The organism is Bacillus sp. VT 712 (assembly GCF_001614195.1).
In the GTDB taxonomy this organism is placed as follows: domain Bacteria; phylum Bacillota; class Bacilli; order Bacillales; family Bacillaceae_H; genus Priestia; species Priestia flexa.
The window spans coordinates 38,650-63,494 of record NZ_LWBK01000004.1; the positions used below are offsets into that span (position 1 = coordinate 38,650).

A 24,845-nucleotide genomic window follows, 5' to 3' on the forward strand; every position below is an offset into this window, starting at 1 on the left:
TTCTGTATTAATATGCTAGAGCAAATAAACCTTTGATGTGTGACAAGTAACGAACGTTACTTGCTTCTTTCATTAGAGACGCTGGCAAACCTTTTAATTGCGTTTTATTTCCGCCGATTGTACCAATTGCATCTTTACGTCCAAGGCTTCCTAATGTACCAGAGAATACTGGAGAGAACCCGTGCATTGCGCCACCTTTAATAGCTACTGCTAAGTTCACGCCAATAACTTCTCCCATTTGCCAAGCTAGCTGTGCAGTTGGTGGGTAAGGGCGTCCTTCAGGCCCCATAACAACCGCGCTATCACCAGCTACGAAAATGTCTTCGTGAGAAGTAGATTGTAAGAATTCATTCACAAGAGCACGACCGCGGTTTACTTCGATACCAGAGTTAGCAACTACTGAGTTACCTTGAACTCCGCCAGTCCATACCATTGTTTTTGTTTCGATTTTGCTACCGTCTTTAAGCTCAACTGTTGTAGCATCCATTTTTGTAACAGGAGTTCCTGTTACAAATGTTACGCCACGTTTTTCCAAGCTTGATTGAGCGCGTTCTACTAGTTCAGTTGGGAAACCAGGAAGAACAGTTGGAGCAGCTTCTACACAGTATAGAGAAACATCTTTTGGATCAATACCGTGTTTTAGGCAAAGGCTTGGCATAAGGTCAGCATATTCACCTACAAGCTCGATACCTGTTAAACCGCCACCACCGACAACGATTGTTCCGTCAGCTTTATTTTTTGTTTTGCTAAATTCAACAATGCGCTCTTCTACGTGTGCACGTAGGCGGTTTGCATCATTTACTGATTTCAACACAAAGCTGTTTTCTTCTAGTCCTGGAATGCCGAAGTAAGCAGTTTCACTACCTAATGCAGTTACTAAGTAGTCATAGCTTAATTTTGTTCCGTCTTCTAATGCCACTTCACGTTGGTCTGGTGAAATTTCTTTTACTGTAGCAATCTTTAATTCTACATCTTTACCTTTTAGTAACTTTTCTAATGGAAGAGCTACTGCTTGTTCAGATAGTCCACCTACTGCTAAACGGTGCAGTTCAGTAATGATTTGGTGAGTAGAAAAACGGTTTACTACTGTAATTTTTGCTTCAGATGCACTTAAGTGTTGACGAGCTGTTAGGGCTGTTAGTAGACCACCATAGCCGCCACCTAAAATTAAAATATGTTTTGACATAGTAGATCGATCCTCCGTTCGTGCTTTATAAAATGATAGATTGTTATTATTTTTGTTTTTCGCCTGTTACTTCTAAGTAAGCCTGCGCAAAGCGGAATAGTTTTTGAACTTGTGGATCTTTGAGCATACGTAATAAACCAAACAAACCGATAGTTGTTGATTGGTTAGCTTCCGCACGATCACTTGCTTCGATTGCTGAAGCAGCAAGATCTTTCACTTTTCCTTCAATTGGTTCGATAAATTCTTTAGCACCAGCAAGTAAATCTTCTTTTAACACGTTATCTGTTAATAGAGACTGTGTTAAGTCGTACGTTTTTGTTAATACAGTTACCATTTCAGTTAGCTTTGGTAAGTTGTCAACAAGAACTGTTAATGATTCTTGAACTTCTGGTTTTAGCAATTGATCAAGTACATCTGATTGAGTTGCACCTTTAGCTTGAACCGCTTCTTCAGCCGGCTTTTGGATAGTTGATTGAGACATAAGAACGTCCTCCTTTGCTGTATATTGTTGCATATGTAGACACTTTAGCTGCTAGACTTCTAGTTTTGTTGTGAAGTCCTGCACATTTATCTATTGTAAATTTATTGCCTTATAAAAGCAACCGGTTTGGTGGAAAAACCTAAGAAAGAGTCGAACGATGCATTTATTGAAAATGAACTCTGTTTATTCAGAAAATAAGAATAAATTCCGATTTTTAGATTGACGATTTTATCGATTCTCACATATAATCTAAAATATAACATTTGATGTGAGAAGATATGACGTGAAGGTCATGAATGAACTATACCAAACAGCTATATTTGAAATTAATCGTGAAAAGTATATGGTCCATGTAAAGGACAGGCTTCGTAAAATTGAGCAGTTTAAAGGGAAAATTCGTGAAGTTGAACGTGTGCTTGAACTGCTAACACAAGAGGTTGTCATCGAGGCAATCATTTTAACATCAGCGATTGTAGAAGGTTTATCGCGAATGGAGGAAAGATAATGGGGATTGAAGAACTTAGCTTGGGCGTCAATACAACGTGGGTGGTACTAACGGCTGCTATGATTCTATTAATGGAAGGCGGCTTTGCATTATTAGAAGCTGGATTTGTACGGTATAAAAATAACGTTAATATTATCATGAAGGTATTTGCTGATATTACAATCGGAACGCTTTGCTTTTATATAATCGGGTTCGGACTTATGTACGGAGATGATTTAGGTGGTATTGTTGGTACAAATGGCTTTGCGCTAACGGGTAATTTATCGTATTTAGATATTCCAATCGGTTTGGAAACGTTCTGGCTGTTTCAATGTGCGTTTGTTATTGCTGTGATTTCCATTGTATCTGGCGCGGTCGCGGAACGAATTAATTTCTGCGCATATTTGTTATATGCAGTGCTAATGACCGCAGTTATTTATCCAATTGCGGTCACTCGCAGGTCTGGTTGGAATTACAGCAGGATGCGCTTTTGTCAGTACGCCTTCTGCCATTTTTATTGGTGCAGTTTCTGGGTTGTTAATGATGGCCGCAACAAATTGGTTAGAGGCAAGACGAATTGATGATCCAGTCGGCGCATTTCCGGTTCACGCTGCTGCTGGCGTATGGGGGACAATTGCAGTAGGGTTATTTGCTACAGATGGTGGTCTGTTCTTTGGAGGTGGCTTTGAGCTACTAGGGATTCAGTTCATTGGCTTAGTAGCATTGTCCGCGCGGGGCTTTATAGCAACGTGGTTTGGTTTAAAAGCAATTGCGCTACTTGTACCGCTTCGCTCCACAGAGGAAGAGGAAGAAGTAGGGTTAGATATTAGCTACCACAGTATTATAGCTGCCAATCAGTCTCATGAATTTATTGAATACTATAACCAGTACGAACAAACAGAACAAAAATAAAAGAGGCTGAGACATAAGTATTTCAGTCAATAATCTATCCGAACTATTGCGAGTTAACTACTTTTGATAGTTCGGATATTTTTTGTTGGTTCCAAAGACAATTAAAAAAAGCGAATTTCTGTAGCGTAATGGAGTAAACTTATTCTTCCAACCTAACGATGGTAGAACAGTTATCATTCGTCTGTGAGAAGAAATTATTTTGGTATGTCCCAGCTTCTTTTTATGTGTAAAAAAAGAAGAATTTTTCTAATTCCTGCAAAATGATTGAAAAGTCAGAAAATTTATGTTATAGTATAAAAAAGATAAGGAGTTGATTTCTTATGAAGAAAAATTTGCTGAATTCGTCGCCGAAATCGAATGTGAAAGTGTTAGATTCCCTAATTGCCGAAATGTTCTTAGATAAAGTTATTGCAGACTTTCAAAAAGCGAAATTGAAAAAAGAAATCGACCAGTCATTAGAAAAGAAAAGCAAAGAAGATTTCTTTAAACTAACTGATCAGCTAAAGAGTATTTCTTAATAGATGAGGCTGAGACATAAGTAATTCAGCCTCTACTATACAGGAACGATTTTAATGCATCAAACTCGGAAGTTGTTTATTTTAATGATGCTAGACTAAGGTTGTCAGCAGTATAAGGATAATAAAGGTAAAAAAGCTGCAGTCGTTTAGACATTCTAAGCGCCTGCAGCTTTTTATATTCCGTTAAAAGGAGTTGAAAAATTCAGTAATATAAGCTACTATGTGAAGGATTATCACGATAGGTATAGTAGGATATTGCACATTACATAAGCAAGAAGAAAGGAGATTGCATGTCTAATCGAAGAATAGTCATTGCAGGAATTGAAAGCGGAGTAGGCAAAACGACTCTTACAATTGGATTGATGGGAGCACTCCGTCAAGAAGGCTATGTTGTACAGGGCTTCAAGTGCGGACCAGACTACATAGATCCAACGTATCATACAGCTGTTACGGGAAGGGTTTCAAGGAACATTGATAGCTGGATGCTTGAGGAAAAGATGATAGCAGCAATTATGAATCATGCGAGCGATGGAGCTGATATATCAGTTATAGAAGGAGTGATGGGCTTTTATGATGGAAAAGCACCCACCAGCAATCATGGAAGCACCGCTGAGCTTAGTATTTTAACAAACAGCCCCGTCATTTTAGTTGTTGACTGCTCTGGAATGGCAAGAAGTGCTGCTGCAATTGTGAAAGGCTTTCAGCTTCTTTCAGAAGAAGTCAACATCGTAGGCGTTATTGCAAATCGAGTCGGCAGTCAAGGGCATTTTCAACTAATTCAAGCAGCGGTTCAGAAGGAGTGCGGAATTCCAGTTGTAGGCTACTTGCCAAGATACAAACAGTTCTCTATGCCGGAACGACATTTGGGCCTTATCCCTTCAATAGAACGTGGTGACTTGCAACCCTTTTTTCATGAGTTAAGTCAAGCCATTTTAAAAACGATTGATGTAGAAAAAATTTATGAGCTTTCTAAGGCGCCCACTCTTAAAGGTTATACTGCTATCTTTTCGCCTCAAATACCTTTTAAAGTGAAAATTGCTGTTGCAAGAGATGCAGCCTTCAATTTTTATTATGAAGAAAATCTACAGTTATTAAAAGCAAAAGGTGCGGAACTTGTTTATTTTTCACCATTGCAAGGTGAAGAGGTTCCTAGTAATATAGATGGTCTTTATATTGGAGGGGGGTTTCCTGAAGAGTTTGCAGCAGAGTTAGCTGATAAAAACGAAGTGAAAGAGTCTATTAAGCAAGCAATTCATCGTGGAACACCGACGTTAGCAGAGTGCGGAGGGTTTATGTATTTAACCGAAGCAATCGTCACGACAGATAAAGAAAAGTTTGAAATGGTTGGCATCATTCCTGGAGAGGCACATATGCAAACGCAGCTTGCTGAGCTTGGTTACAGAGAAATTGAAGGTGCTAAAGGCAACTTTTTATTAGAAGGCGGCGTAAAAGCAAGAGGGCATGAGTTTCATTACTCAACTTTTCATTCAGCCCAAAAGCTTCCACACGCTTATCAGACAACAAGTATGGTAGGGGTAAAAGATGAAGGCTATTTAAAAGAGAATCTTGTTGCAGGCTATACGCACTTTCATTTCGGATCATCAACGGAGCTTGTTGAAAACTGGATAAACAAATGTGAAAAATTTAAAAGAGAAAGAAGCGATTCACTATGACAGCTGGGAAAGTATTTCTTGTGGGAGCGGGACCTGGAGACCCGAAATTAATTACGGTTTATGGCGTTGAATGCATTCAACAATCAGATGTTATTTTATATGATCGACTGGCTAACGAAAAATTATTAGAATATGCAAAAGCGGATGCAGAGCTAATTTTTTGTGGGAAGCTACCGGGAAAGCATGGGGTTATTCAAGATAAAATTCATAGCTTATTAGTAGAACATGCCCTTGCTGGAAAAACGGTCACTCGTTTAAAAGGAGGAGATCCGTTTGTATTTGGACGCGGAGCAGAAGAAGCACAGTTTCTTGTTCAGCATGGTATTCCTTTTGAAGTAGTACCTGGGATTACATCAGGAATTGCAGCACCTGCTTATGCTGGAATTCCTGTGACTCATCGCGATCATGCTACATCGTTTGCAATTGTAACAGGACACGGTCGAGAAGAAAAAGGACAAGACTTCCTAAACTGGCCAGCGCTTGCAACGGGTATTGATACGATTGCGTTTTATATGGGGGTTGGTAATCTGCCGTATATTTGTGAGCAGCTCATTAAGCATGGACGTAATCCACATACGCAGGTAGCGCTTATTGAATGGGGCACAACAGAAAAGCAGCGAACGGTAACAGGAACGTTAGAAGATATCGTAACGATTGCAGAGACAGCGAAAGTAGCGCATCCTGCAATTGTCCTTATAGGAGATGTGGTTGGGGTAAGAGAAGCTATCCGCTGGTTTGAATAAGAAGATTAAGTAAGTTGGCTACTATGCCCATGTGACTTTGAAGGGTTTTTCTGAAAAAAGCGACTAAAGATAGTGTACCTGAAGCAGTAAAAACCTTATAATAAATGTAAAAGAATCCAAAGCTACGGGTGATTACAGTGAATAAAGTTTTCAATAAAGATGCGCTGACAGATATACTTCAAATAGCCATTGACCTCATTAAAAGTCGCACGGTTTTTATCGGCACGCTTGATGACGTGTTTTCAATTATGAAAATTGTAAATAGCGAAGGTGGAAGTCTACTCCATGAGGGATTAACGTTACCAATTGAGCTTTCGATTTGTAATTTGGTAACGTGTGAAGAGTCACTTGTCATTTCTGATACGAAGTGCGATGTTCGAACAAAACATCTGCAGGCTATTTATGATGCGGATGTTGGCTCTTACTTAGGTGCACCAATTGTATTAGAAAATGGTAAACTCTTTGGAACTCTATGCGTAGTAGATCCCAATCCACAGACTTTTACAGAACAAGAAGTTTCATCAATTAAGCGCTTAGCAAACGTATTAGGTACCATCATTTCTCAACAGCAGCAGGTAATTATTCCAGAGTTTGAAGAGAAAATACAGCATTTAGATAAGTTAGCGCTTGTAGGTCAACTTGCCGCTGGTTTAGCTCATGAAATTAGAAATCCTATGCAGTCAGTAAAAGGCTTTATCCAATTTCTGTTTGAAGAGCACAACCAAACCAGTAGTCATATTAAAGATCTTGTGTTAACAGAATTAAATAGAATGAATGAGCTTATCAGTGACTTTTTACTAGTCACGCAGCCCACTGCGCCTAAAAAAACACTAACTTCCATTACTGACGTTATGCAAGCAACAATTGGCGTATTGCAAAGCGAAGCGAACCTACATAATATTTCTATCTGCTTGGAAACGGACGACTACGTGCCGAAGTTATGGCTTGATGCTTCACAGATAAAGCAGGTGTTTTTAAATATTATAAAAAATGCTATTGAAGCGATTGGTCATAATGGGAAAATAGCAGTTTACGTTCAAAACAAAGAGGATACGGTCTGTTTGTTTATAAAAGATAGCGGTCCTGGTATTCCGTTGTCGATTATTAATAAAATTGGAGATCCCTTTTTTTCAACGAAAGATGAAGGGGTAGGGTTAGGTCTTTCTATTTGTCAAAGCATTATTAAAGAGCATCAAGGCTTTATGAGTATTGCAAATGATTATGAAGGGACCGTTGTTAGTATTCAACTACCCGCTACATCATAAGAAAAAGCTGCCTCTTGGCAGCTTTTTCTTATGATTCATTTCCGTTAACCTTTTCAGCATCCCAGTAAAATTCACTGAGAACATCTGCTAGCGCTTTTACGGTATTCGTTAATTCTTCCATATTGTTATCAACGCCACCCATTTCAATGAGAATAGCATTAGTGGATAAATCTTGGTTGTAAACTCCATTTCCGCTCGCTTTGCTTTTACCGAGTACACCACGACTTAATCCAGGATACTTCTTTTCTAACCCTTCATGAAGCGCTTTTGAAAGCTTTAAGTTTTGCTCAAAGTTTTGATTTTCTTTTCCCAATACAAACATGACGCGTGCATACGACTTGTCATTAATTTGAATCGTTGTATCTTTTTTACGAAGGGAATCTCGATGCAGGTCAATAAGGTAGGTTAAATCTTTATTCTGTGCCATGGCTTCTTGTACGATAGTACGAGACATCGCATAAGAGCGCGGTGTTTTCCAACCCTTTTCATTTAGCTTTGCGCCAATATTTGTTGTGTCGACTTCAGCACCAATACCTTGTGATTCTAATTCTCTCCCTAGCATTTCTCCGACCATGCTAATATTAGTTTTACTATCGGCTGCTTTATCAGCATTACCATCGCCTTCTAAACCTAGTAAAGGCAAATAGGACTCCCAGCTGTGCGTATGGTAGATATAGACGACTTTTCGTCCATTTGTTGTGTTAGCTGGAGGCTTTTCTTCTTGCTCTTTTTCCTTTTCCGTAGAAGGTTGTTCAACTTCTTCCTTGTCTACTTCTCTTTCCTTTAACACTTCTTCGATTGGAGGAGCTGATTCTTTTGGAAAGTTTGTAAAATTAGTTCCTTCACCCGCAATAATTAAATTCGAGTCAAAAATGCTAAAACCTGGAATTTCAGATCCAAATAAGCTTCTCGCATCTTGTGTTCGTATGCTAGTGGAAAGTTCTAGTAGAGTGGAAGATAAAGAAGGCGTAGAAAAATTATCGTCAAACGCTTTCTTAAAATGCTGATTTTCTTGGCTCATTAAATAATATAGAGTTTCTGCTTTATGTTTTGATAACGTCTGATACACAATCGATGAATGAAACTGCTCTTTGAATGCGGAGTAGCTTACTACAAAGACTGCTGAAGAAATGAGGACAACAACGCATATAATGACCATAATCATTCTATATGTGAGAACAAAAAAGTTAGCACGGTTATCGTTACTAGATTTCAATATCGCTTACTCCCTTCAAGACCGCTTCTGAATCTAGTAACTAGTTTATGAGGAATGGAAAGGAAATATGAGGACATTTTCGAACATAATAGAGTAATTGCTAGAAAAAATGCTAGCTGAACCGAATCGGTTAGCTAGCAGAAGCATGTTTAGCTGTTAACAGTTGATAAATTCGACGACCTTTAGGAGTCAGCGTAAAGCCTCGGCTATTCTTTGTTATGAGATTTAAATGTTGAAGTTGGTCAAATACCGTTATAATATGCTTTCGCTTCACGTTGTTCAAGAGGTCGTGTGCGTGTAAGTTTGTTAAGCCTTTTTGGCGCATACTGTTTGTTGATTGACCTTCAACTACTTGGAAATAAACTTCTTGTGTTTGAGAATCCTGTAGTAGCTCTATCAATTCTAGAAGCTTATAAAAAGACAGAGAAGAAAGTGGTTTCTTTTGGACCATTATCGGTACTTCTACTGGTTCTTTTTGAATCTGATTTAATTCCTGTTTGTACATAGATGAAAATCCATCAAGCTGCTGATGTATGCCACTTTCATTTAATAAGGCAACATAGGCTTCCATTGTTTGAAACAGTGCAGTATGTGATTCAACGTTCCATTTAGAAAAGTAGGGTAGTGACAGCTCAATTTCTTCATTAGAAACGACTGTGGTTTCCAAAGGTGTGGATAAATTGTTTCCATTCGGTCAATTGGAATAGGAAAACCGTCAGCTGCATTATTATATAAAAACGAATTAAGAAGCAATTGCTCATCTATGGAATATGTTTGAAGAGCTAATAAAACAGCTTCGTTCAAACGAGGGAGTAATGCTTTTGTTTTTTTGTACTCGATGAGCGCACCGTTTTGTTTTTGCGACCGAGTAGTATAAAAGTTAGCTGCGGATAATCTTCAAACTGAATCGATAAGTTTTCAGATACTGCCATTATCGTAACTCCTTTCCTGTAGGTTGTATTGTAGCTACATTTTCATAAAAGAAAAAGTTTTGATGTGTTGAATTCTGAATAAATTTTTACTTTTAAAATAAGGGAGAAAGTATTTAATGGTAGCTGTATTTATAAGTGAAAGAAGGAATTAAGAACCCATTTGTGTAATTAGTGTATGTATGTTTTTTTGTTCAATCCAAAAATAGGAGGATCTTATGGTCAAAAAAACAATAAACGCACTAAAACAAAGGCTATGGGAAAATAACGATGTAATTGAAGTGTATAAAGGGAATGGAGAAGTTAATTTCACCACGTGCACATTTTACGAGGGTTTAGTAGAAGAAATAATTCATCAATTTGAACAAAAGCATAGGTGCGTTATGCCAAAAGACTACCGAGAATTTTTAAGGGAAACGAACGGCTGTCGCTTATTTGAGTCAAATCTAGTAGAAAACAGCGTTGTCTTATACCGTTTGGAAGATACGGAGAGTCAATGTAGTGAAGACTATATAACTATTGGAGCTGTCAATCAGAATGAGATTTTACTCCGAAGAGTAGAAGCAAGCGAGCACTCAGTCATAATTAAAAGCAAATATGAGCCGGTTGAGCAAGCGGTGAACTTACATATGACTTTTGAACAGTGGTTTGATCGACTAATAATGAGCCAAGGTAATTTATTTTGGACGTGGTCCGTTCAGCCAGTTCTTGTACGAATTAAACGGTTTCAATAACAAGACGTGCTGCTATGAGCGGCACGTCTTGTTGTTTGTAAGATCATAGGTGTATAAAACGTCGTCTAAAAATACCCCGTCAAATTCGTGGGGCTGGTTTTTTACGAACCGTGCCCCTTGACGTTTGTAAAAGTTGACTGCACGCTTATTCTTTCCTAAGGCCCAAATATCGATTGACTGGACGCCTAAGGAATAAAGGTCCCTTTTAATAAAGTCCATTAACAAGGTTCCAAGTCCTTGGCCTTGTGTGCCTTCTGAAATGTATAATGCAACCAATTCACCTTTATGTGATGAGTGGCTGTATTGTTCATACGCACCAAAAGCAACGATAGTTTGCTGATCGCTGAAGGCTGCTACAATAGAAGCCCCGTCCTTCTGTAAAAAATTGCTCCACTTTTCTTCGCTTTCTTGATAGGAGAGCTTTTCTAAATAAGAGTCTGGAACTAGATCGCGATAAGTGGTTTTCCAACTATCAATATATAATGTTGAAATACTGTTTATATGGCTAAAATTTGCTTTCATGAACTGCAATGTGTGAACCCTCCGTATACAAAAATGAATGAATAACATGAATGAAATGTAAATAATTGTAATGTAGGACCATATTAAGAGATTCTTAATTTTTTTTGTGATATGGTTTAATTATCAAAATAGTTTAATAATAATTTCTTTTTCGGCAAGAAGAAAGGATGTGGACATGTCATTAAAACTTCGCTTTTTATTAACCTATCTTAGCATGGTTTTAGTTTTTGTGCTTCTGCTTTTGCTTTTTGGCTTCTTAGTGTTTTTTTCAATTACAGGGGATGCTAACTTTCTGCAAAAAACATACTCCAATGCATATGTATATAAGCTCTTAACACCGGAAGAAGAAACGACATTTTTAAATGTAAAGCTGCTGAGTCAAGAGGACCCAAATCAACTTTTAAATCAGCAAATAATTAAAAGTTATGAGCAAGAAGGCATTGATGTAATTGTCAGAAAGAATGAAGAAGTGACGTACTCATCGTTCTCTATAGATCAGCGAACAGTGGACAAAGAGCTGCCGCATTTTAATGAAAAAAGTACAAAATCAGCTACATATGAACAAGACATTATTCGAATTAAAAATAAGTTTTATTCATACATCAAATTAGATTTTTTCTTTCCAAATCGGGATGAAGGAACTGTTTTTGTTTTACGAAGCATTAGCCCTTACGTTGGAATTGTTCATAAAGTTTTTCCGTTTTTATTTATTTTTCTCTTGCTTTTATTTGTGGTGATCATTGGTTTTGTTAACTATGTTGTGTCCAGAAGCGTTATTAAGCCAATTTATAGATTAAAGCGAGCAGCTGAACGCATTCGTCAAGGAGACGTTCATTTCTCAATACCGTATAAGCACAATTCCAAAGATGAAATAAATGAGTTAACCAATTCTTTTGAAGAAATGAGAAAAAAGCTGCAATCATCTATTGACCTTCAGGTTCATTATGAAGAAAATCGTAAGCAGCTGCTGTCAAGCATCTCACATGACCTAAAGACGCCGATTACCTCAATCATTGGTTATGTTGAAGGGATACAAGATGGCGTAGCCAACACACCTGAAAAGCTTGAAAAATACTTATCAACAATTTCTACAAAAGCAAAGGATATGAATAGCTTAATTGACGAGCTCTTTTTATTTTCTAAACTAGATTTGCATGAAGTACCGTTTCATTTTGAAACCGTGAATATTAATGATTTTATGGAGAACCTCAACCAGGAGCTGCAATTTGAGTTAGAAGAAAAAGGAGTGCTATTACGCTTTTATACAACGCTTTCTAAAAGAGCTTATGTAAAAGTAGATACAGATAAGCTGCGGCGAGTAATAATGAACTTAATTACAAATAGCATCAAATTTATGGATAAAGAGGATAAGCGTATTGAACTGGTGCTCAGTGAAAATGAAAGTGAAGTAATTGTAAGAATAGTAGACAACGGGTGCGGTATCGAGCCGAGAGCGCTTCCTTACATATTTAACAAGTTTTATCGAGCTGAAGAATCGAGAAATACGCAGACGGGTGGAAGTGGTCTAGGGCTAGCAATTGCCAAACAAATCATTGACTCGCACGGTGGATCAATTTGGGCAACAAGTACATTACATAAAGAAACAAGCATCTATTTTTCTTTGCGAAAAATAACTAAATAGAGGTGATAGCAAGAGTGAAGCGTATATTACTAATTGAGGATGAGCCAAGTATTGCAGAGTTACAGCGTGATTATTTAGAAATTAACCAGTTTGAAGCACATGTGCAGCATAGCGGAGAAGAAGGTTTAGAAAGAGCTTTAAACGAAGAGTTTGACCTAATCATTTTAGATATTATGCTCCCAAAGCTAAACGGATTTGAAGTGTGCAAACGAGTTCGAGCGGTAAAAGATATACCTATTCTACTTGTATCAGCTAAAAAAGAAGAAATCGATAAGATTAGAGGTCTTGGGCTGGGTGCGGATGATTATATCACAAAGCCATTTAGCCCTGGAGAGCTTGTAGCAAGAGTAAAAGCGCATTTATCTCGCTATGAGCGCTTGAGCGAGCGCAATCACACAAAAAAACTAATTAAAGTTCATCATATTGAATTGGATAAGCTAGCCCGTCGCGTCTTCGTTTATAATCAGGAAGTAACATTTACCACAAAAGAGTTCGATTTATTATTATTTCTTATTACTCATCCAAACCAAGTACTTAGCAAAGAACAACTGTTTGAAAACTTATGGGGGTTTGATTCGACTGGAGATATTTCAACTGTTACGGTGCATGTACGAAAAGTGCGTGAGAAAATTGAACAAAACCCTGCCCAGCCTCAGTACTTAGAGACAATTTGGGGAGCGGGATATCGCTTTAATATTTAAGGGGGAAGGAAATTGCGATTTATTTATTTGGAATCTCGCAGTCACCACTTTCATTGGATGAAAGCTGAAGCCTTTCAGCTTGAGGATTTTGATAGGGATATGGTAGGTGAACATCTACTAGTTGCTGAGCTTGATGATAAAGTTGTGGGGTTTGTATCTTTGGATCTTCCTGATAATTTTATTCACTGCTTATTTGTGCATCCCGATTATTCAAGAAAAGGTGTTGGAACAGCGTTAGTAGATGCAACCATTCAAAAAATGAATCCGCCACTGCGTCTGAAGTGCGTATCAAAAAATGACAAAGCGCTGCTGTTTTATAAGAAGAAGGGGTGGGTGCAAGTGGTTGAAGAAGGCCCTGTATCTGAACGCTATTGGTTAATGGAATATCAATAAGTAAAAAAGAGTTTGGGACATAACAAAATGATGGCTTCTAAAAGATGAACACTAGCTGTTCCCATCTCTTTGGTTTGTCTCAACACGTTCGTTCCATTGCGCTACGGCCACTCGCTTTCCGCGGGGAGGAACCTGAGCTTCCTCGCTGTGCTTTGGGATCTCCGTTTTCCCTCTCTTTCCCGGAGGAGTCGAGTGTCCTACGCTCCATTCCACCCTGTTTCCAACATTGTTTTCACAATCAACCAAAAAACCTGAACGGTTAAAAGTTATGAACTCTCAATCGTTCAGGTATAGTAGAGGCTGAACTACTTATGTCTCAGTCTCTTTTGTATTTAAGAAGAAAATGCGGGTTGATTAGCTTTTCGCTTACGTTTTGTATGAACAAAAGATTGTGCATAATCAAGTGCTTTACCTGCCTGAGAAAAAAAGTGTTGCCGTCCAATTCGATCATACAGTCCAGTTTTTAGAAACATCTCTTTTGGCTGAGCATCTAGCCCTGTAATTAATAATGCCCGGTTATCTTCATTAAGCCTTTGATGAACGTTTGATAGTAGATTTTCGCCTGAGGTGTCAATAAATGAAACCTGCTCCATTTTTAAAATAACAACGTCTGCATTCGATTGAATGATACTATCCGTTGCTTCTTCTAATCGTTCAGCCGAGCCGAAAAAGAGCGAGCCTTCTAGCGTGTACATTTGAAGCTGGGATTTTTCATCATCATGGTTTGTTTTTGAAACGTGAAGCGATTGGCTCATACGCTTAACAAACATAATAATGGCAAAGAGCAATCCTACCCCAACACCTGTTGTTAAATCGAAGAATACGGTTAGTAAGAACGTAATTGCTAAAACTGCAGAGTCTGCAGTTTTTGTTTTGAAAATATGAGCAAATTCTTTTCGTTCGCTCATATTAAAAGCAACGACCATTAATACAGGTGCCATGCTTGCTAGTGGAATATGAGATGCATAAGGTGCTAATACCAACAAAACGATGAGTACAACAAGGCCGTGTACAACTCCTGAAATAGGCGAAGTTCCTCCGTTACGAATATTTGTTGCTGTTCGAGCGATTGCTCCTGTTGCAGGAATACCTCCAAATAAGGAAGTGGTCATGTTGGCAATTCCTTGTCCCACAAGCTCTTTGTTGCTGTTGTGTTTTGTCTTTGTCATACTGTCAGCTACCATAGCTGATAGAAGCGATTCAATTCCACCGAGCATAGCGATTACAAGTGCTGCTGGTAATAGCATAACAATGGTATCAATTGTTAATTCAGGCCACTGAAAAGTAGGGAGTTCATTTGGGATTGGACCATAGGTTGATCCAATGGTGGCAACCTTGTCTTGAAAAAAAAGAACGGCAATCAAAGTGGAAAATAGAATGCCTAACAACGCACCAGGAACCTTTGGAATAAATTTCGGTGCAATAAGGACAATTACTAAACAAATAATAGCTATTAGTATGCTATAAATATTGACAGCAGATAGGTTTGTGATAATTTCCCACATGTTAAGGTGAAAAGCTTCGTGTTTTTCTATATTGTGTAATCCTAAAAAGTTTGCAATTTGTCCTGAGAAGATAATAATTGCAATGCCGGCAGTAAAACCAATTGTCACTGGTTTTGGAATGAACTTGATAAACTTTCCAAGCCTAAGAAGTCCAACGGTAACTAAGATAATTCCTGCCATAAAGCCAGCTATAATTAAATTCTCATAACCATATTGCATGACAACTCCTAATAAAATAGGAACAAACGCACCTGTCGGACCTGCGATTTGGAATCTGGATCCTCCGAATAAGGAGACCAAAATCCCGGCAATAATCGTTGTATAAATACCATATTCCGGTCGAACGCCAGAAGCAATGGCAAATGCCATGGCTAAAGGAATTGCTACAATACCTACCACGAGTCCAGCGATCAAATCTTTTTGAAAGCGTTCTCCGTTATAATCTTGAAACCTAGTCGCCTTTTTCATTTGAGTATCCTCCTTTGTATAATCAATAGACGGTCTGTTCTAAGGTGATACACTTAGTCTAAGGAGCAATCGTAAAGAAAAGTGAAAGGAATTCTTAAAAATTTCTTAAAAGACGGCAAAACTTATCTAAAATATAGAGTGAAAATATGCTTGAAATTATAAGTGAATCAAAATCAATACGTTGACATTAACGTTAACGTTAAGTATTCTTATAAAGTAAAGTTTACGTTAACGTTAATGTTATATCCCTGGAGGTTTACTGTACATGTACAAAATTGATGAAGTAACAAAAATGACAGGTTTAACAAAACGAGCAGTTCGCTACTATGAAGAAATAGGGCTAATTTTGCCTCCTTCACGTACAAAGGGAAATGTTCGACTCTACACGGAAGATGAAGTAAGTGAGTTGAAAAAAGTAGCAGAAGCAAAAGAAGTACTTGGCTTTTCCCTGCAAGAACTTCAAGAGTTTATGTCGTTAAGAAGAACGATTGAACAAGCAAAAAGAGATCAGGATGTCTCAGCTCAAGATGTATTGGAAATTGAAAATATGATTCATACTCAAATGGAAATGATTATGTACAAAGTCGATAAGATGATGACATTTAAAGAGGAATTAGAGGCCATGCATAAACGAGCTACAGACATTCGGAAGCGAAAGGAACAAGAGGAGTGACGCGTGTGGAACAACAACATTCTAAAAGCCGTGTTGGTCAAGTCATCACGGTTTTTGCTACGTTTTTAGCATTTATGGGAATAGGAGTTGTAGATCCAATTTTACCAGAGATTGCGGCTCAAATAGGAGCTTCTCACTGGCAAGTTGAAATGCTATTTACGTCATACTTATTAATGATGGCTATCATGATGATTCCAGCTGGGATTTTAGCTTCCAGATTTGGAGATAAACGCTTGATGGTTACAGGACTTATTATCGTAACAATTTTCGCTGCGCTTTGTGGCTTGTCTAATAATATTCCACAGCTATCCATTTTCCGTGCCGGCTGGGGGTTAGGTAATTCATTTTTCTTCGCAACTGCTATGACGCTGTTAATTGCACTATCAGGTGAAGTGAAACAAGCGGTTGGAATGTACGAAGCAGCTATCGGATTAGGAATGGCAGGTGGACCACTTGTTGGTGGTGTACTTGGTAGCTCTTCATGGAGACTACCGTTTATCGGAACTAGTATTTTGATTTTTATTGCATTTATTCTCGTTTTAACAATCGTTAAACAACCTGGTTCTAGTAGGCTAAGAAAGGCAGCAGGCTTTAAAGATATTATTCAGCTCTATAAGTGTAAGCCGTTTACCCAAGGTGCGCTTTCCGGAATGCTTTATTATTATGGCTTTTTTACGGTGTTAGCCTATACACCTCTTATTTTACCGATTAGTGCCTTGCAAATTGGTTTTGTCTTCTTTGGTTGGGGGTTATGCTTAGCTTACGGATCTGCTATTTTAGCTCATAAATTAGAAATGAAGTATCCGCCGAAACAAGTGCTTCATATTAGCTTGATTATCTTTGTTGTTATCTTAGCTTTACTATTTGTAACAGATAATACGGCGCTACGTATTATTCTCGTTATGGCATCAGGCTTAGTATCAGGACTAAACAATGCACTATTTACAAGCTACGTTATGGAAGTATCACCGTATGAAAGAGGGATTACTTCAGGTGGATATAATTTCCTTCGCTGGTTAGGAGCTGCATTTGCACCGTTATTATCAGGTGTAATCGGTCATGCAATAGCGCCTCAAGCACCTTTCTTAGTTGCTGCTATCATAGCAGTTGTAGCGTTTGTTATCATGAAAGTGAAAGTAAAAAAAGTTTAGAGATAGTAGGATAAAAGTACCAAGAGAAAGGCACGTAGCCTTTCTCTTTTTTTTGACTAATTTTGAGGAAATCAAAAAATAGTGTATAATGGAGACAAGAACGTAAATTTGTGTTCTATATTATAGGAGTGTGATGCGAATGGCCACCTGTAAGAACTGTGACCATAAATGGAATTGGAAAACATCTGTTAAAAAATTATTAACGCTTCGAAACGTGATGAAGTGTCCACATTGTGGAGAAGAGCAATATATGTCCGCAAAATCTCAAAAAAGATTGTCAATCTACTTATTTACACCTCTGATTCTTTGGCTTATCTTATCCGTACTTAATTTTCCTCTTCAAAATGTAATGACGGTTACCGTCCTCGGATTTGTTGTTTCAATTATGATGATGCCTTTTTCATACGAGTTAAGTGATGAAGAAGAGCCACTATGGTAAAGCTCATGTCTACATGAGCTTTTTTTATGCGTGTAAGCTACTAATAAAAGTCATCATCGTAACAAAGTCTAATAATAAAGACTTATTTAGTACCAAAATGTTTACAACAGATAAAAAAGGGAAATAAATTTATATTTTTCATGGCTAACGACGAAACACCTAGATATTTATTTTAGGAATTTCAGCTCATTTTTCAAGTCTCTGATGATCTTATATGCTGATTTACTCGTTTGGTTAAGCAAAGGGGTGAGATGCTTTACGAAGAAATAAGTAATGAAACATATTTTAGTTTATTATACTAAAGCAAAGTGCATGTACAAAAAGAAGGTGTATACAAATGGTAGTTCAAACATCAAAAACGGTCTTGCAACGTTTTTTTTCAGAGCGTTTTTTTGACCAAGCAGCGCAAACAGCATACTATTTTTTATTGTCCTTTATTCCATTTATCATTTTTTTATTTTCATTGCTAAGCTTCTTTCCGATTGATACCAATAATTTATTGGTGCTTATTCAGCCGTTTGTGCCGGAAAGTGCATACGATATTATTGAAAGGTCGGTTACGTCTGTTTTAAACCAAAGCGGAAAGAAATTATTGTCCTTTAGCTTAATTGCTACGTTTTGGCTTGCTTCAATGGCGATTCAGTCTCTTGTACGCTCGTTAAATGATGCGCATCAAATTGAGCGAAAGCAAACTTTTCTTCATGCATTAATAAATGATTTGATTTTGACGCTTGGCTTTATGATTATCGTGTCACTGTCGCTTTTCGTTCCAATTATAGAGGAAATTTCACGACACTTTATCGTAACAAAAGTTAAAATTCCGGATTTTTGGTATACAAGCTGGACCATTATTCGTTGGGGAATCGGTACGAGTTTTCTGCTTTTATTCTTTATCTTTTTCTATAAAATGGTGCCGAGTGCCAAAATTGCATGGAAAGAAGTATTGCCAGGGGCTATCTTCGCAACGCTAGGCTGGCAAGTGGCTTCAACTGGGTTTTCGTATTACGTGAAGTTTGGTAGTTATTCTGAAATATATGGTCAGTTGGGGAGTATTATCATCTTAATGATTTGGTTTTATTTAACCGCTGCTATTTTATTAATTGGAGGGCTAATAAACGGTCATCGTTATCAACGATAAAACCCGCTGCTACAAGCAGCGGGTTTTCTTATTTACTTTGAATAGAGTTAGTGGAAATGCTTGGGCGCGTTACAGCAATTACGGTTGCTAGTAGACCTAGTAAAACTAAAATAGAACCAACCCAACCGTTAAAGAGAGATGAATAGCCGTTAATAATAATTCCACCCACGTAAGATCCTGCAGCAATTCCCAAGTGAGAAATGGCAACATTTGTACTAATCAATACATCGGGATTGTCTTTGGCGCTTTGAATAATTAAGTTGTTCTGAGCTGGTGAAACGGCCCAGCTTAGAGCGCTCCAAACCGTCATCACAATTAAGAATAAAATAAAAGGCAGCTTAACGGCAAAAGGAAGAGCGACCATGCTTAGAAAAAAGGCACCGATAATTCCAATGACGGCAGTAGGTGCTCCAAGTTTATCAGAAAGAACGCCACCAAAACCTCCACCTGCTACGGCTGCTAATCCGAAAATGCCGTATACAAGCGTCACCATTCCGCTTGATAATCCAAATGTTTCTTGTAAAAACGGTGTGAAATAAGCATACAGCGTTAAGTGACCAGCTAATACAAAAAAGGTTGCGATATGAATAGACAGCATTTTTGTATTTCGAAGTGCATTAAGCTGTTGTTTAATCGGTACTACTGGAGCAGGTTCTAAGCGTTCCATGCTAATTGCAACGATAACCATAATAATCGCTGTTAAAAGTGCAATTAAAATAAAGACTTCACGCCAACCAAACGCGTTTCCAATAAAAATGCCAATCGGAATCCCAAGTACTAACGAAGCGCTAATACCCATAAATACAATTCCTAGTGCTCTGCCTTGATATTCAGGTTTCACAAGGCGCGATGCCATTGTTGTAGATAACACAATAATGAACGATCCGCTCATAGCAGCTAATATGCGAGAAACCATCAGCATGGAGTAACCCGTACTAGCTAAAGCTACGATATTACTTAGTAAAAAGATAAATAAAGCCCATAAATAAACTTTTTTACGTTCGAATTTTGCCGTAATGTTTAACAATACAGGTGCTGAAATTGCATAGACAAGAGAGAAAATGGAGATTAGATATCCAGCCTTTGCAATTGATACTTGAAATGAACTTGCGATGAGGTCGAGAATGCCTCCTAAAATAAGCTCAACAGTTCCTACAACGAAGGAAGCAATCGCAAGTATGTACACTTTATGATTCATAAATAAAACTCCTTTTAATAAAAGTTACAACTGTAATAGTAACCTTTATTGTAGCTCCTTTCAAGTGCAAAATTAAAAAAAGATTGCGTAAAAGCAATCTTTTTTTAATTAACGTCTATATGGAGTAAGAAAGTAGCGTGAGAGCTGGGGAGATTACTAATAGCGAAGACGAGTAAGAAGTCGCATAATCGTTTCATCTTCCAGCAGCTGCTCTTGGTATTTTTTTGTGATATATGTAAGAGCGACATCATGATAAAAAAAGTCGGTAAATACTTTAACAAGGGGCTGAGAGTTTGTCTTAATGGCTTTCCACGTCTCGTTTTCAATTCCTGCAAACAGCAAGGACTGTTCATCCACGATGACGAGCTGAGATGGTTCTAGCTTCTCATGGTGTTCCATGGGGTGAAGCGTGCTCGTATTTTCCAACGTCGTGCGCAAATCTCCAATTGTTAAGATTTCAACTGAAATTCCTTCTCTTTCTTTCTCTTCTAACAAGGGGCGGTAGTGCTCAAGCGTTGTATTCCAAGCCGATAGCAAAATGGAATGCGACGCATCTTGAATAAGTTCATCGATTGTAGCTATGATAGTTGCTTCATCTTTTAGTGTCCACACGTGATCATCTTGACTAACTTTCTTAATCTTATAAGACTGCAAATCGCGAATATCTTCTTCAAATTCTAAGCTTAACTTTTTAATAATGACATCAAGTGATACCGCAGAGTAAAACTTTTTTTTACCGGAAAGAGTGTTTAACACGACACCTTTTTCAATGAGTTTATCTAATACTTCATAGATTTTTGCTTTTGGTACCTGAGATGCACGCACGATAGCCGTTGCGTCCAACGACTCTTCGCTCGATACAAGCGCTTCATATACTTGACTTTCATATTGAGAATAACCGAACTTTTGTAACATAAAACCTCCAAGAGTCTCTTGTAATAAGTTATATGTATTTTATTATAACAAATCTAGTTTACAAAACCATGTTGTCAACGAGAATAGTGCGATTATTATCTATTCATAGTAATAAATAGAGGCATGATAAACTCCTTGTTATAGCATGGTTTTATCCGTGATTTCTGGCTGTGGATTCTCTTACTTTTCCGTATAGAAATTGAATGCCGGCATAAGTGAAAATAACAATACCACCTACTAGTAAAATGACGCATGCGCCTGCTTGGAAAAAATACTTCAATTTAAATCTCTCCTTTAATCCTTTATTTTCTATTTAAAATTTAATTAATGAGTGTGTTTACTTTGGATGGAAGATTACTTTTGTTTCTCAATTATAAAATAAGGTAATAATCACACCCTACTACACGAGCTTACAGTTTTCTTACAAGACTGTAAGGAAACAGGCTTTCATAACATTTCTCTAATTAAAGCGCATACTATATAATAAAGATAAGAAAATACTGGAGAAAACAAGCATGGTCTTTTGGCGATGCTTTTACGTATAGAAAAGGAGGAATGAGTCGATGAGTTTACGAGAACGATTGCTATACGTTGCTGAAAATTTTTCTGCAAAAGAAAGCGATGCTTTGCTTTCTCACGAAGTCGACAATATGCTAACGAGACGAATTCCACTTTCACTTTATAAGCTTTCTGAAGTTAACCGCGAAGAATTCAAAATAACCGGAATGCAAACAGCGCTTTTCCCCTATATCAACATTGTGGACAAAAAGAGCGTAACGGGCCTTGCGATATCGTATGCGCTGAGTGAAGACGGACAGAGACTATACCTTGTGTTAAAAAGAGAAGAAGAAGATGCACCTACTATTGCTGACATTCGCTTTTTTACTCCCGAGCATGAGCGAATAAAAAAAGATCATTTATTAATGATTGGCACAAGTAGTGATGCAAAGAGTTTTGAAGATAACGTAGCGTTATACGTGCCTTATCACATTGAAGACTTTGCAAGTGATCGTCAGCTTTATGAAGATCTCACATTATTTATTGAAATCCATCGTCAGTTTTTAAAAGCGCATGGAATGAGTAAAGAGCTTTTATCGGACAAAGATGTAATAACTCATATGAAAGAATATATCAAATCACAAGGCTTTACGTATGAAGATGAAGACTTAACAAACATTTATTTGTCGTTAAAAACAAAGCCCTTTATCATTTTATCAGGCATGAGCGGAACTGGGAAAACGAAACTGGCACAGCTGTTAGCAGAAAGTCTAGGCGCAACGTTTGAAAATGGAAGGTTGGCCTTAATTCCCGTCAGACCAGACTGGCATGACGGATCGGATTTGCTTGGCTACATCGACCTCAGAGGCGATTTTCGAAAAGGAGCCTTCTTAGGAATTGTGCAACAAGCCATTCAACATCCCACTTATACATACGTGGCAATATTGGACGAGATGAACTTAGCCCGTGTTGAACATTATTTAAGCGACGTGTTAAGCGTAATAGAAAGCCGGAAGTGGCAAGAGCGTAAAATTAAAACCGCGCCTCTGTTGCCAGGTCACAGGATGTTTTGTGACGTGTACATCCCTCCTAACTTATTAATTGTAGGAACGGTTAATATGGACGAAACGACGCACTCATTCAGCCAAAAAGTGTTAGATCGGACGAATACCGTCGAGCTTAATACAATTCACCTCGATTCTTTTGAAAGTCTTACACAGGATTCTTTAGTTACAGCAGGAATCGAAACAACACAGATTCAAAGCTTGTATATTCATTTAAAAGATGCATACGTTGAGCATGGGGAGCTAATTAATGAGGTTACAAATGAGTTAATGTCTCTAAATGAATTATTAAGGCCTATCGATTGTCAAGTTGGTTATCGAATGAGAGACGAAATCTGTTTTTATATGATTTATGCTATTAAAAGCGGCGTGTTTACGTTTGATCAGGCATTTGACTTTCAGCTGTTGCAAAAAATAGCTCCACGCATTAGTGGAGGTGACGTATACACGTTTGACGTATTAAAGGAACTATACTATTACTGTACGAATACATTTGTTGATCAAAATATTGAAACAGCTGTTATTGAAGCGGAACGAATGCGTTTTCCTCGCAGTGCGAAAAAAGTAATGGAGATGATTAGAAGGTATGAGGCATTTGGATATACATCATTCTGGACAAATACCGTTCGTTAAAATTGCCATGAGAAACTGTACCGTCACCATTAGCGGAAAAGCTGAAACACTTAATGAGGAAGTAAGCGAGTCGATGTTTTTTTCTTGTACAGGGCAAGATATTGAAAAGGTCGAAGTGTACCATCCTAAGGAGAGAGAGCATGTACAAAATTCACCTCTCCAGCCCTTATTTTTTGAAAATGAACAGTATGAAGTAATGGTGGTGTCAAAGGAACAAAAAGAGCTGTTTTTAGTAAATGAAATGACAGGCATCAAGCAAAAAAGTCGGAGTGTGTATGGAGACGGACAGTCAATTTTGTTCAGTACAATTCTTCTACAAAATGAAATTGGCTATACAACTTTTCATGTTATGAGCGGAACAGAGAAAATAATAGCTTTTACGCTTGAAATCTTTCCTACCAAAATGGACTATAAAAGCGATTACCTTTCCATAGTTGAATCCATTAACCAATCAACGTATGGGATGGCCTACAAACTGGTAGGTAATACGTATTTAAAAGGATCTTTGAATTTAACAGTAAAAGACGGGAATTGGCTCGAGTTTTACCACCTTATATCTCATCATTTTCAACCATTTATGAAATATATTAAGCAGATAGAAAAGCAGCCAACACGCACTGTTTTAAAAGAGAGAGATTTTATGAGAGGAGACCAGCTCAAAAAGTCAGATAGCTTATCAATAGGATACTTGCGTAAACACCCTAATTATTTCGTACCTGCTAAAAGGGGTGTTCGCTTAAAACGAAATAAGTATGTAATACCGAACAAAGTCATTGGCACAAGTAGAAGCGATACCGTAGATACGTTTGAAAATCAAACGGTAAAATGGATGTTAACGACTGTTGAGAATAAGCTAGAGCAGCTTTTTTTACACGTCATGAATCGAAAGGAAGAGTATCATCGTTCCATGGTGAAACGAAACATGATAGAAGAGATTAATCGCATGCAGCAGGCTGTAAAAACAGTTCGCTCCAACTTTTTTTGGAACCAGATAAGCACTAAATCAATCTATTCGATAGATCGTCGTATTCGCCAAGTTCCGTTATATAAAGAAGTGTGTAAGTACTATATGATGCTGATGCGAGGAATTACATTGAATGGAGAGTTTTATACGCTATCTCTGAAAAATACCGCTTGGTTATATGAGTATTGGGTTTATTTACGAATACGCGATCTACTTCAGGCGTATGCCACATTAAGAACACATAACAGCATAAAAATAACACAAAATGAGCTGTTCATGAATACAGGAGCATCACATCATGAATTCGTTTCAAAGAGCGGAAAACGTATCTATCTTTTTTATCAAAAGGAATTCAGATCAAAGCACACGACCACCCAAAGACCAGATTTAGTATTGACATTGGAAAAAAATAGTGGAGAATACGTGAACTATGTTTTTGATGCCAAATATCGGGTACACCGAAAAGGTCACGATCTTATTCCTAAAGAAGAAGACCTGAATACGATGCATCGATATCGTGATGCCATTTTAAATAGTAAAAATGAGCGCATCATTGAAAAGGCGATTGTATTGTTCCCAAGCAATGATAAAACATCTGTAGACTACTTTCTTAAAAGTATTGAAAAAATAGGAATTGGAGCTCTTCCTTTTTTACCAACCAATGAAAAAATAGTCCAAGACTTTATCTTAGGTCTTTTGACCAAATTTAACTAGTATATTCTTTAAAAGAAACGTAAGGTGGCACCGTTTTCTTAACGAATCTATATACTGAAAATAAGTTCAATTGAACTCCTTTAAAA

The 24,845-nt window shown here is 37.7% G+C and carries 25 protein-coding genes and 1 pseudogene; 16 read left to right on the plus strand and 10 right to left on the minus strand.

All coding sequences use genetic code 11. The features are described from left to right. Positions 1 to 7: 7 nt before the first annotated feature. Entirely contained in the window at positions 8 to 1,186 is a 1,179-nt protein-coding gene (locus A2U94_RS02770) for an NAD(P)/FAD-dependent oxidoreductase (RefSeq protein WP_025911184.1), read from the minus strand. Between the two features lie 46 nt (positions 1,187 to 1,232). Beyond that, a complete protein-coding gene (locus tag A2U94_RS02775; protein ID WP_025911182.1) occupies positions 1,233 to 1,667 on the minus strand; it encodes a helical membrane plugin domain-containing protein in 435 nt (144 codons plus the stop codon). A gap of 292 nt (positions 1,668 to 1,959) precedes the next feature. Here A2U94_RS02775 and A2U94_RS02780 point away from each other — a divergent pair, with 292 nt between their 5' ends. From A2U94_RS02780 to A2U94_RS02805, 6 genes and pseudogenes are all read left to right on the plus strand, one after another. After that, a complete protein-coding gene (locus A2U94_RS02780; RefSeq protein WP_139109139.1) occupies positions 1,960 to 2,172 on the plus strand; it encodes a hypothetical protein in 213 nt (70 codons plus the stop codon). Then, positions 2,172 to 3,063: pseudogene (locus tag A2U94_RS02785) on the plus strand (ammonium transporter). The gene A2U94_RS02780 and the pseudogene A2U94_RS02785 overlap by 1 nt, the downstream one beginning before the upstream one ends. A gap of 320 nt (positions 3,064 to 3,383) precedes the next feature. After that, entirely contained in the window at positions 3,384 to 3,581 is a 198-nt protein-coding gene (locus tag A2U94_RS02790; RefSeq protein WP_025911177.1) for an IDEAL domain-containing protein, read from the plus strand. A gap of 290 nt (positions 3,582 to 3,871) precedes the next feature. Further along, on the plus strand, positions 3,872 to 5,254 hold the full coding sequence (locus tag A2U94_RS02795) for a cobyrinic acid a,c-diamide synthase CobB (protein ID WP_025911175.1): 1,383 nt from the start codon (positions 3,872 to 3,874) through the stop codon (positions 5,252 to 5,254). Beyond that, positions 5,251 to 5,997, plus strand: a complete 747-nt coding sequence (gene cobA / locus A2U94_RS02800; protein ID WP_035321217.1) for a uroporphyrinogen-III C-methyltransferase — start codon at positions 5,251 to 5,253, stop codon at positions 5,995 to 5,997. Before A2U94_RS02795 ends, cobA begins: the two co-directional genes overlap by 4 nt. A 137-nt stretch (positions 5,998 to 6,134) precedes the next feature. After that, complete coding sequence (locus tag A2U94_RS02805; protein WP_025911173.1) at positions 6,135 to 7,262, plus strand: GAF domain-containing sensor histidine kinase; 1,128 nt, start codon at positions 6,135 to 6,137, stop codon at positions 7,260 to 7,262. Between the two features lie 28 nt (positions 7,263 to 7,290). On the opposite strand, the gene spoIIP is transcribed toward A2U94_RS02805, so the two are convergent. The 3 genes from spoIIP to A2U94_RS22075 all read right to left on the minus strand — a co-directional run bounded on the left by spoIIP (position 7,291) and on the right by A2U94_RS22075 (position 9,410). Beyond that, positions 7,291 to 8,478, minus strand: a complete 1,188-nt coding sequence (gene spoIIP / locus A2U94_RS02810; RefSeq protein ID WP_025911171.1) for a stage II sporulation protein P — start codon at positions 8,476 to 8,478, stop codon at positions 7,291 to 7,293. A gap of 130 nt (positions 8,479 to 8,608) precedes the next feature. Further along, positions 8,609 to 9,145: an RQC domain-containing protein gene (locus tag A2U94_RS02815; protein ID WP_025911168.1), complete on the minus strand. Its 537-nt coding sequence runs from the start codon at positions 9,143 to 9,145 to the stop codon at positions 8,609 to 8,611. Positions 9,146 to 9,278: 133 nt separating this feature from the next. Then, positions 9,279 to 9,410 (minus strand): hypothetical protein, encoded by a 132-nt coding sequence (locus A2U94_RS22075; RefSeq protein WP_258954099.1) that lies wholly within the window; start codon positions 9,408 to 9,410, stop codon positions 9,279 to 9,281. 215 nt (positions 9,411 to 9,625) lie between these two features. On the opposite strand from A2U94_RS22075, the gene A2U94_RS02820 reads away from it, so the two are divergent. Further along, on the plus strand, positions 9,626 to 10,141 hold the full coding sequence (locus tag A2U94_RS02820; protein WP_025911166.1) for an SMI1/KNR4 family protein: 516 nt from the start codon (positions 9,626 to 9,628) through the stop codon (positions 10,139 to 10,141). Positions 10,142 to 10,153: 12 nt separating this feature from the next. Here the strand turns inward: A2U94_RS02820 and A2U94_RS02825 are convergent, their stop codons facing one another. Then, entirely contained in the window at positions 10,154 to 10,663 is a 510-nt protein-coding gene (locus tag A2U94_RS02825; RefSeq protein WP_157803598.1) for a GNAT family N-acetyltransferase, read from the minus strand. 175 nt (positions 10,664 to 10,838) lie between these two features. On the opposite strand from A2U94_RS02825, the gene A2U94_RS02830 reads away from it, so the two are divergent. Genes A2U94_RS02830 through A2U94_RS02840 form a run of 3 tightly spaced genes read left to right on the plus strand, consistent with a single transcriptional unit; the run spans position 10,839 to position 13,399 of the window. Beyond that, the gene (locus A2U94_RS02830; RefSeq protein ID WP_035321214.1) at positions 10,839 to 12,305 is read left to right on the plus strand and encodes a sensor histidine kinase; all 1,467 of its coding nucleotides are present in this window, start codon (positions 10,839 to 10,841) and stop codon (positions 12,303 to 12,305) included. A 14-nt stretch (positions 12,306 to 12,319) separates the two neighbouring features. After that, on the plus strand, positions 12,320 to 13,006 hold the full coding sequence (locus A2U94_RS02835) for a response regulator transcription factor (RefSeq protein WP_035321211.1): 687 nt from the start codon (positions 12,320 to 12,322) through the stop codon (positions 13,004 to 13,006). Between the two features lie 12 nt (positions 13,007 to 13,018). Continuing rightward, entirely contained in the window at positions 13,019 to 13,399 is a 381-nt protein-coding gene (locus A2U94_RS02840; protein ID WP_025911161.1) for a GNAT family N-acetyltransferase, read from the plus strand. A 332-nt stretch (positions 13,400 to 13,731) separates the two neighbouring features. Here the strand turns inward: A2U94_RS02840 and A2U94_RS02845 are convergent, their stop codons facing one another. Beyond that, positions 13,732 to 15,372 carry a SulP family inorganic anion transporter gene (locus tag A2U94_RS02845; RefSeq protein ID WP_025911157.1) on the minus strand — a complete coding sequence of 547 codons (1,641 nt, stop codon included), beginning with the start codon at positions 15,370 to 15,372 and terminating at the stop codon, positions 13,732 to 13,734. A 265-nt stretch (positions 15,373 to 15,637) separates the two neighbouring features. On the opposite strand from A2U94_RS02845, the gene A2U94_RS02850 reads away from it, so the two are divergent. The 4 genes from A2U94_RS02850 (at position 15,638) to A2U94_RS02865 (ending at position 18,773) form a co-directional block, all read left to right on the plus strand. After that, on the plus strand, positions 15,638 to 16,045 hold the full coding sequence (locus tag A2U94_RS02850; protein WP_025911155.1) for a MerR family transcriptional regulator: 408 nt from the start codon (positions 15,638 to 15,640) through the stop codon (positions 16,043 to 16,045). Between the two features lie 5 nt (positions 16,046 to 16,050). Further along, positions 16,051 to 17,196, plus strand: a complete 1,146-nt coding sequence (locus A2U94_RS02855; RefSeq protein WP_025911154.1) for an MFS transporter — start codon at positions 16,051 to 16,053, stop codon at positions 17,194 to 17,196. A gap of 139 nt (positions 17,197 to 17,335) precedes the next feature. Further along, entirely contained in the window at positions 17,336 to 17,635 is a 300-nt protein-coding gene (locus tag A2U94_RS02860; RefSeq protein WP_025911153.1) for a TIGR04104 family putative zinc finger protein, read from the plus strand. A gap of 337 nt (positions 17,636 to 17,972) precedes the next feature. Next, positions 17,973 to 18,773 (plus strand): YihY/virulence factor BrkB family protein, encoded by an 801-nt coding sequence (locus tag A2U94_RS02865; protein WP_025911152.1) that lies wholly within the window; start codon positions 17,973 to 17,975, stop codon positions 18,771 to 18,773. A gap of 28 nt (positions 18,774 to 18,801) precedes the next feature. On the opposite strand, the gene A2U94_RS02870 is transcribed toward A2U94_RS02865, so the two are convergent. The 3 genes from A2U94_RS02870 to A2U94_RS22080 form a co-directional block, all read right to left on the minus strand. Beyond that, on the minus strand, positions 18,802 to 19,971 hold the full coding sequence (locus A2U94_RS02870) for an MFS transporter (protein WP_025911151.1): 1,170 nt from the start codon (positions 19,969 to 19,971) through the stop codon (positions 18,802 to 18,804). Positions 19,972 to 20,127: 156 nt separating this feature from the next. Continuing rightward, positions 20,128 to 20,886 carry a TrmB family transcriptional regulator gene (locus A2U94_RS02875; protein WP_025911150.1) on the minus strand — a complete coding sequence of 253 codons (759 nt, stop codon included), beginning with the start codon at positions 20,884 to 20,886 and terminating at the stop codon, positions 20,128 to 20,130. 151 nt (positions 20,887 to 21,037) lie between these two features. Then, positions 21,038 to 21,166 (minus strand): hypothetical protein, encoded by a 129-nt coding sequence (locus A2U94_RS22080; RefSeq protein WP_257788883.1) that lies wholly within the window; start codon positions 21,164 to 21,166, stop codon positions 21,038 to 21,040. Between the two features lie 283 nt (positions 21,167 to 21,449). Here A2U94_RS22080 and A2U94_RS02880 point away from each other — a divergent pair, with 283 nt between their 5' ends. Both A2U94_RS02880 and A2U94_RS02885 read left to right on the plus strand, forming a co-directional pair. Further along, positions 21,450 to 23,081 carry an McrB family protein gene (locus tag A2U94_RS02880; RefSeq protein WP_025911149.1) on the plus strand — a complete coding sequence of 544 codons (1,632 nt, stop codon included), beginning with the start codon at positions 21,450 to 21,452 and terminating at the stop codon, positions 23,079 to 23,081. Next, the gene (locus tag A2U94_RS02885) at positions 23,044 to 24,759 is read left to right on the plus strand and encodes a DUF2357 domain-containing protein (RefSeq protein ID WP_051567192.1); all 1,716 of its coding nucleotides are present in this window, start codon (positions 23,044 to 23,046) and stop codon (positions 24,757 to 24,759) included. The genes A2U94_RS02880 and A2U94_RS02885 overlap by 38 nt, the downstream gene beginning before the upstream one ends. Positions 24,760 to 24,845: the final 86 nt, after the last annotated feature.